The organism is Vibrio sp. PSi01, from assembly GCF_054960695.1.
Genome location: NZ_JBHNYN010000006.1, coordinates 204,907 through 212,900, shown reverse-complemented (window position 1 = coordinate 212,900; position 7,994 = coordinate 204,907). Strand labels below are relative to the sequence as shown.

The following is a 7,994-nucleotide window of genomic DNA, read 5'->3' as shown; positions in this document are numbered from 1 at the left end:
CAATATTCCATTAAAGCAGAAGCTAAGTGTGCGTTAGTTCACATAATCTTATTGAGTGAATTTTCATCACGCACTTTAAAAAGGCTGTAAAACGCCCCTAAAAACTGATGTGATTTTTAGCGAAGCCTTGCCTCCAAGTTATCGTTTTTCATAAGGATAACAAGCATTTTTCGCCAAAAATATATCAAGACTTGCGTAAGATCACATTTGATTTTAATGCTCATCCCACCCAATAAAAATGAGATCTAGATCACGTTCTTAATTCCTAAAAGTCGTAATCTGAAGTTAACCCATGAGGGATACAACAGAGGAAAACTTCTATGAAAATGAACATCACTGGTAAAAACATCGACATTACCTCTGCAATCCGTGATCACATAGAAAGCAAATTTAAAAAGCTTGATAAATGGCAAGTAGACATCATTGGTTGCCAAGCGAGCTTTAGTGAAGAACCAAACAAGAAAAAGAAATTTGAAGCGGTTCTAACCGTACCGAAAGGCCAACTTGTTGCTTCATCAATCCATGACGACCTCTACGTAGCTATCAACGAAGTAGAACAAAAACTAGAGCGTCAACTCAACAAGCTACGCCATAAACCAGAAGCGCGCCGCGCTGAAAAGCCTGAAATTGAAGAGCTAGAAGCTGAAGTAGAATAAGGAAAGAGAACAGATTAAAAAATAGCGCCTCAAGGCGCTATTTTTTTGCTTGACGCTCGTAGCTCGCTTGCTTATTGTGTTTAAACATTCATAAAACAATCACTTTTTATGCACTCTCAATCTTTGTTTATTTTTGACTTCTTTTTTCTTCCGTAAATCGGAGGCTGAGTCGTTTTAGAAAAACAAGTCAAAAACGAACAAGAAGCCTCCCACACTAGGGAGGCTTTTTTATAAGGACACATTTATGACTGACCGCTCAATTTCACTGGATGATATCCGCCTTCGTCTTAATGATTTAGATGACGAACTGCTGAGTTTACTTTCCGAACGTCGCAAACTCAGTATCGAAGTTGCGAAAAGCAAAGTAGAAACATCAAAGCCTGTACGCGATGCTGTTCGTGAGCAGCAGCTTCTGGTTAAGCTCATCAACAATGGTAAAGATAAATATAAGCTTGATGCGCAGTACATCACTAAACTGTTTCACACAATCATTGAAGATTCCGTTCTACTGCAACAGTCATACTTGCAAAATTTGGCGAATCCACAAAGCCGTAAGCCACTGGCTCGCGTTGCATTCTTAGGCTCTAAAGGCTCCTACTCTCATCTGGCGAGCCGTGAATATTTTAGCCGTAAGAATATGGAGTTGATTGAATTAAACTGTAATCACTTCAAAGAAGTAGCATCAACAGTAGAATCTGGCCATGCTGACTACGGTGTATTGCCTATTGAGAACACCAGCTCAGGGTCAATTAACGAAGTCTACGACCTACTACAACACACGACTCTTTACATCGTTGGTGAACTTTCTCAGCCTATTGAGCACTGCCTTGTTGCGAAAAGTGATATCCGTTTAGAAGACATCAAAACACTCTATTCACACCCACAGCCACATCAACAATGCAGTGAGTTTTTGAGTCGCTTAAAAGGCGTGAGTCTTGAATCTTGTGCAAGCACAGCAGATGCAATGAAGAAAGTAAAAGAACTGGATGGTGATGATGTTGCCGCTATTGGTAATGCGTCTAGTGGTAAGCTTTACGGCCTGCAGCCTATCCAAGGCAATATTGCAAACCAAACAGAGAACCATACTCGCTTCATCGTTGTAGCTCGCAAACCCGTTGAGGTTTCAACTCAAATTCCAGCTAAAACAACGTTGATTATGTCGACATCTCAAGAAGCTGGCTCCCTAGTGGAGACACTACTTATTTTGCAACGTCTAGGTATCAACATGACCAAGCTGGAATCTCGTCCTATCATGGGAAACCCTTGGGAAGAGATGTTCTATGTTGATTTAGAGGCGCACCTAGATTCAGATAACATGCAACAAGCGATAACTGAACTAACGGCCATTACCCGTCACCTGAAAGTACTGGGATGCTACCCAAGTGAAAACATTAAGGCGACTCAAGTTAAGTTGTCGTGAGCATGACGTGACTAGCATTTGGCCTATGATAGACCACTAAGTAAAATAACATCACTGCTAACGTAATAACGATTCGACCAAATGACGTACAAAAATATTTTGTTATATCTCAATTAGTTATTCGTTAGCAAGTTATTGTCAGCTATCAAACCTTTCTAGCTTCACCAAATCAACAGCTTCATTCACTCCATCTTCATTGATAAAACTTCCAACAATAAATCGAAAATCTAATTCCCTTCACAGGAACGCATCGAACTAAGTGCAATTAATAGCGAGCAAGCATTAAGTAACATAAAATCATCTGCTTAATTTATAAATAGTGTTGTCATTAACTATGAAGCTAAGTACTAAAATATTACTACTGATAACTCCTGTGATACTGATCAGTACCGCGGCTTCTAACTATATTATCTATTCAACGCAGAAAAGCAGCTTCATCAAACGCGAAGACAACGCACTTCAACTGAATATGGAAAAGTTAGCCGGGCATTTTCGACAGTCTCGCGCCTTCCTCAATAGCTACTCTTACACATTGACTCAAAGTGATATGGTTAAGCGGTACTTTTTCACCGAACAGAGTTTATCTCGCGATCTTGAATTGGTTAGTAATCTTCGAAAAGCCATACATGTATTGCAGGATGGTGATGAAAGTTATACTGGCTTAGCGATCCTCAATGGTGATCGAAAGCTCAATTACTACGCAGACAATAGCAATGATGTTAGAGCTCAGATTGACACTAAGATATTAGAATTTGTTGATCAACATTACCAAGAGACATTAGCAACATCGAGCACCAACTATATCCAAAACTCTCAAGGAGAAGGAATGTTGGTTCACTATGATATGCTAGGTAAAAAAGCCGTTGCTCCATCCACAAACAGCCCACTCAATGATGTTTTTTTTGTTGTAGTCTCGGTCTCTCTCGACAAATTTAATGCACTGAGAAAACAGATAGAGTTCGACTATCAAACAAGTCTGTTTTTCACACCTATCGCGGTTTCGATGGACAACAGTGTTACTCACTCAGTAAAGCTTGCACCAGAGCTTTACGCCACAGTAGACCCTGCACAGTTTCTATTAGAGAACAAACTCGACTCCATTTGGAACAAACTAAGTTTATCATTTGCACTTTCTGCCTTAGTTACCGTCATTTTATTGCTCATGCTTTTGTCACGCAGTGTTATTACTCCGATAACACGACTCGATAGACAGCTACAACAAGTAGAGAAAAAACAACGTAAGAATATTGAACGCTTGGGTACTCGTGATGAAATTGGTCGTCTATCGCAGCGTTTTTATGACATGTACCAAGAGTTAGATAATACCTATCAGCAAACTAAGCTTTTGGCTGAGAATGATCAATTAACACAAATAGCCAATAGGCATCAATTTCAAACCTTTGTTCAACAATCGCTACCAAAGCCTAGCTCAAATACCGAAACATGGGTTCTCTACTTTGACCTGGATAATTTCAAGTTTGTTAACGACAAATACGGACATCAAATTGGTGATTCAATATTGGTCTCTTTCGCCAAGCGTATTTCCGATATTTGTGCCCATTATCAAACAAAATACGACGCTCACTGTATGCCTGCTCGCCTCTCTGGAGACGAATTTGTCGTGTACATCAATGCTCCCACTCAGAGAGGAAATATCGCCCATAAGTTTTCGGACGATTTGCTGACACCACTTCAAAAAGGCTTTACCACCGAATCTGGAAGTTTTCCAATTACAGCCAGTATCGGCATTGCAACATACCCTAACGACGGTCACTCAATTGAGAAGTTAATCTCACATGCTGACACGGCGATGTACCAAGCCAAGCGTGCGGGGAAAAACCAATTTGCTGACTATTCAAGAGATTTAGACAAAGTAATTCAACGCCAAGCAAACATCGAGCGAGCACTCAGAGACAAGAACTTTGATGACGAATTTAGACTCGTCTATATGCCCTATATGGATTCAACCGGAGCCCATATTATTGGTGTTGAGGTTTTATTGCGCTGGGATTCGAAACAACTTGGTTTAGTTCCACCTGATGAATTCATTCCAATTGCTGAACAAACTGGATTGTTCGAACAAGTTGACCGTTGGGTAATTCAAAATGCATTCATGTCTTTTCATCGACTTCAGGCTCAATTTGATCACTCGGTACAGCTATCAATTAACTTATCTTCTGCAGGGATAGAAACGACGCACCTTGCTGACTTCATTAAAGAACATGCTGATATTAATCAAATTCCACCTAGCTTGATTGATTTCGAAATAACCGAAACATTTTACTCAGATTCACAAGGCTTTCCGTTGCTCAACCAACTCTCGCTAATGGGCTATCGATTAGCGATTGACGACTTTGGATCTGGATATACTTCGATCACTCAACTGGTGCAGTATCCGACTCAAAAAATCAAACTAGATAAAGTCTTTTTAGACACCTTAATTGAAACCGATAATCAGAACATAGTAAAACCGATTATCGGGCTATGCCATGCTCAAGGCAAAAAGGTCACAGCCGAAGGCATCGAAACCGAAAGCATGCATCACTGGTTGCAAGATGCGCAGTGCGATATGCTGCAAGGCTATTACTTCGGTAAACCGATGCCATTGGAAGAACTGAACGAATGGTATCGACTACACCAACTCAATTTAATCGACAACAAAAAGAATCCAATACATGAAATCCGTCGTCATTGCGTCGCTGAACCCAGCTAAAATAAACGCCGTTAAAAGTGCATTCCTTTCTGCTTTTCCTGATTCTGAATTCGAATTCAAAGGTATCAGCGTCCCTAGTGGAGTGTCCGATCAACCGATGAGCAATGATGAGACTTATCAAGGCGCTCTAAATCGCGTTAACAATGCAATCCAAGAACTGCCAAATGCAGATTTTCATGTTGGGTTAGAATCTGGAATTGAAGGCAACGTTACCTTTGCTTGGATGATAATTGAAGCAAATGGTCAACGTGGCGAGTCTCGCTCTGCAAGCTTAATGCTACCACCTGTTGTGCTTGATAAACTCCAGCATGCGAATGAATTAGGAGACGTAATGGATGAAGTCTTCGGAACGGATAACATAAAACAAAAGGGCGGCGCAATTGGCTTACTTACACACAATCAACTATCTCGAAGTTCTGTGTATCATCAAGCTTTGATCTTAGCGCTGATCCCATTTGTTAACCCAGAACACTTCCCTAGCTAGATTTCATTGAAAGCATTTTTATCAAACATTTAGATTCGATAGATAAAAAGTGAGTGAGTCAGAAACAAAAAACGCTAACTTGTGGTTAGCGTTTTTATCGAATTCTTAAAGTGTGCTGTTTTAAGGGCTTACTTGAGTAGCAACCCCGAAATAGCGGCTTTCTCTTGTTCTGATTTAGCTTTTAGTTCGTTTGAACCGCGCGTGATAGTCGCCACACCCACTCCTAACATTTGACTCACCTGTCTCTGTGACATTTCACCTTTCATGAGTTCACAAAGGATATTCACTCGAGCAACCAAAGCATCTCGCTCATCAGATGTCATCATCATGGTCAACAACAGCTCATGCTGATCTTTTTCAGCCGCTGTTTTTACCAAATCCATTAGTTGTTGCCAATTATCATATTCAGGTTGTGATGCCATATATCTACACTTACTTTTAAATTTTGGCTTGAAGTAGCCGCTTAACGATTGAAAGCGTTTAACACTTTATACCGAAACACTAACTTTGATCCAATGCAAAAAAGCAGTAAGTGGAAATGGTTCGAACTCACTGCCTTTTATATTACTCAGCTTTAAACAAAAAGCATCGAGCCACTAATATTTAGTGGCTAGTTCATTAGGGGCCAAAAACGCGCCTTTCTCACCTAGAATATCTCGATAATACGTCTCGAACATCAAGATATTCTGAACGTAACCGCGCGTCTCTTTGAATGGAATCATTTCAATAAAGGCATACGCATCTAACTTTTCATCACTACGTGAACGCCACTGTTTTACTCTGCTAGGCCCTGCGTTGTAAGCGGCAAAAGCAAAAATACGGTTGTTGTCATATTGAGCAAGCAAACCATCTAAATAGTGGCTACCAATCTCAATATTCTTGCTGACATTATAAAGGTCGTCGCTTCCCTGATACTTAATTTGATGCTTTTTAGCTGTGTATTGAGCTGTCTTCGGCATGATTTGCATGATGCCACGTGCGCCAACAGGAGAGCGAGCTTCTGAATCCATCGCGCTTTCTTGTCTCGCTAAAGACATCAAAGTGATTGGGTCAATATCGTGTTTTTCGGCATAGAAGTTGAACCACCACTTGTGCGCAACTGGGAAACGTAAAGTAATATTGTCCCACATCTTCGCTGATATACTGGCCGTGACCGTTAGATGATTCCAACGCTTTGTCGCCGCATGAGCCGCAAGCATCGATTTTTGGTCTTTGTCTGCATTGGCTAATAACCAACGCCACTCACTCTTAGCTGCCGCAATTTTATCGCGCTCAATCAGCTCACCAATACGAGTCAATGATGTGTTAAAAGGTTTCACTGTTTCAGCATTGTATTTCAACGTGGATGTTGGGTACTGGATAGGCTCATCTAACTGTTTAGCTGCCGCTACACTGTAAAAGTTACGCTGCCCCATAATATCGGATAGTCTCTTGTTACCTTGAGCGCTATCCCCCGTCGCTATTTCAGCTCGACCCTGCCAATACTGCCAGCGAAGCGAAGCCTGATGCTTATCATCTAAGCGCGCTATCCACTCTTTCAAGCCAGTCCAATCTGCATGTTGGATAGCTAAGCGAGCACGTCGCTCCAGCAAGACCTGTTTCGATGAGCTCGCGAGCATTTTGTCTCGCCACGCCATCAACTCTTCAGAGTCGGTATTGATCAAGCGGAACGTTAGGTAGTCCGCTAACTCTTGGGATTTTTCTTTCGAAAACTTTTGAGCTTTCACAACATCATCAAAAACCTCTTGAGCGCTGCTTGCTGACTTCCTTGCCAGTTTCTCAAAACCAAACTCGGTTTGAGCTTGGTAAAATTCATTCGCAGGGTGCTTCTTGGCAAACGCGAGAACATCTTCAGGCTTGTTGAACAACGCCTTCATCTGCTTGGCTTGAGCAATTGCCTCATCATAATCTAATTGTTTAATTAGATAAGTCATCAACTTACCGTTACGGCCTTCAAACGCCAACAACATCCTTTCTAGTATCAACTCATCGGTTCTTAAGCCAGCTTTATCCCACTCTTCAAAAAGCGGGTCACATGCGTCATCAACACCACTGCCGCTTAACCAAAGTTGCTTCGCACCTTTAAACGCGATTTCTTGATTACCTTGCTCATAATGAGCTCGGTAATAGATACATTGGTATTTTTCGCCAGTCGGCTCTTGGGTTTGAAATTCCAATATCGCTTGCCACTGCTTTTGAGAGGCTAGTGAATCCAGATAAGGTGCGCGCATACGATTCGAAAATGGCAGGGCTTTGTTTTCTTCTATAAAAGTATCCACTTCAGCAGGTGTACGATCGCCTAAGCCAATAAGAAAGGCGCGATAATCTGTGTATGGAGTTAAAGGGTATGTTTGAATTTTATTACGTAGCGCCGAGTAAGCTTTTAGGTCTCGGTTGTCTAAAGCCTCTTGCGCTCTGTCATAAACATCACGCTGCATTTCAAGCTCAGAGGCAGTGCTAGCCATAACCGTCGGAGCCAGTGAAAATGAAGACAAAATTGCTGCTGCAGCCACAGCAACCTTCGTATTACCAATGCGGAAAAACATTCGCTCTTTCCTTAGTGCGTGTATGAATACGTGAAGTCTATTTACGCCCGACATCACATCAAATGTAAAGGTTTTGAGTGTAAATATTATTAATATTTAACACTTCGCCTCAGAAGCCTATTAAATAAGGCTTTACTGATTATTGTGACAATAACTGGTAAGAATTTATCCAAGA

6 protein-coding genes and 1 other annotated feature are annotated in these 7,994 nt (G+C 41.2%); of the genes, 4 read left to right on the top strand and 2 right to left on the bottom strand.

Annotated elements, in window-relative coordinates:
• The first annotated feature begins 320 nt into the window (after window positions 1–320).
• The 4 genes from hpf (at window position 321) to yjjX (ending at window position 5,273) form a co-directional block, all read left to right on the top strand.
• Window positions 321–656, top strand: coding sequence for a ribosome hibernation-promoting factor, HPF/YfiA family (gene hpf, locus ACFI6G_RS11760; RefSeq protein WP_004735034.1), 336 nt, complete (start codon window positions 321–323; stop codon window positions 654–656).
• Window positions 657–767: 111 nt separating this feature from the next.
• Window positions 768–888: a sequence feature (Phe leader region), on the top strand.
• 12 nt (window positions 889–900) lie between these two features.
• On the top strand, window positions 901–2,076 hold the full coding sequence (gene pheA, locus ACFI6G_RS11755) for a prephenate dehydratase (protein ID WP_016789768.1): 1,176 nt from the start codon (window positions 901–903) through the stop codon (window positions 2,074–2,076).
• 334 nt (window positions 2,077–2,410) lie between these two features.
• On the top strand, window positions 2,411–4,789 hold the full coding sequence (locus ACFI6G_RS11750) for a putative bifunctional diguanylate cyclase/phosphodiesterase (protein WP_010434868.1): 2,379 nt from the start codon (window positions 2,411–2,413) through the stop codon (window positions 4,787–4,789).
• Window positions 4,752–5,273 (top strand): inosine/xanthosine triphosphatase, encoded by a 522-nt coding sequence (gene yjjX / locus ACFI6G_RS11745; RefSeq protein WP_010434866.1) that lies wholly within the window; start codon window positions 4,752–4,754, stop codon window positions 5,271–5,273. Before ACFI6G_RS11750 ends, yjjX begins: the two co-directional genes overlap by 38 nt.
• 128 nt (window positions 5,274–5,401) lie before the next feature.
• Here yjjX and trpR read toward each other — a convergent pair whose 3' ends face one another.
• Window positions 5,402–5,695: a trp operon repressor gene (trpR, locus tag ACFI6G_RS11740; RefSeq protein ID WP_010434864.1), complete on the bottom strand. Its 294-nt coding sequence runs from the start codon at window positions 5,693–5,695 to the stop codon at window positions 5,402–5,404.
• A gap of 174 nt (window positions 5,696–5,869) precedes the next feature.
• A complete protein-coding gene (gene sltY, locus ACFI6G_RS11735; protein WP_102315793.1) occupies window positions 5,870–7,819 on the bottom strand; it encodes a murein transglycosylase in 1,950 nt (649 codons plus the stop codon).
• Window positions 7,820–7,994: the final 175 nt, after the last annotated feature.

Coding starts and splice junctions, on each gene's coding strand:
- yjjX (WP_010434866.1), top strand. CDS start 4,752: ATGAAATCCGTCGTCATTGCGTCGCTGAACCCAGCTAAAATAAACGCC.
- ACFI6G_RS11750 (WP_010434868.1), top strand. CDS start 2,411: ATGAAGCTAAGTACTAAAATATTACTACTGATAACTCCTGTGATACTG.
- trpR (WP_010434864.1), bottom strand. CDS start 5,695: ATGGCATCACAACCTGAATATGATAATTGGCAACAACTAATGGATTTG.
- pheA (WP_016789768.1), top strand. CDS start 901: ATGACTGACCGCTCAATTTCACTGGATGATATCCGCCTTCGTCTTAAT.
- hpf (WP_004735034.1), top strand. CDS start 321: ATGAAAATGAACATCACTGGTAAAAACATCGACATTACCTCTGCAATC.
- sltY (WP_102315793.1), bottom strand. CDS start 7,819: ATGTTTTTCCGCATTGGTAATACGAAGGTTGCTGTGGCTGCAGCAGCA.